Raw genomic sequence first — 275 nt, 5'->3', positions numbered from 1 at the left:
CAGCAAGATAGCTCTTTAACGTCTTTGCTAAAGGTTTGAGCGCATAACTTCAATCCTTCAACCATCGTCAAATACGGAAATAGTTGACCTGCCAATTCTTCGACTGTCATTTTATTATGAATAGCAAGAGCCGCACTTTGAATCAGTTCTCCGCCTTCATGGGCTAAAATTTGTGCGCCTATCAGTTTTCCCGTGGATTCTTCAGCTACCAACTTGATAAAACCATCCGTTTCAAAATTTGCTAAAGCTCTTGGTACGTTTTCCATATCAAGTAC

Annotated in this window: 1 protein-coding gene; it reads right to left on the bottom strand. The window is 40.4% G+C overall.

Going from position 1 to position 275, the window contains the following annotated elements; genetic code table 11:
- Positions 1-275 (bottom strand): oxidoreductase dimerization domain-containing protein (locus AAEY62_RS22290; protein ID WP_502935551.1); only part of this gene is annotated, 275 nt, incomplete at both ends.

Origin of the sequence: Pseudoalteromonas sp. GW168-MNA-CIBAN-0100 (assembly GCF_040309225.1) — a bacterium.
Lineage (GTDB): Bacteria > Pseudomonadota > Gammaproteobacteria > Enterobacterales > Alteromonadaceae > Pseudoalteromonas > Pseudoalteromonas arctica.
Note: the sequence above shows the minus strand (reverse complement) of the source record. Positions and strands in the feature narration are given on the sequence as shown.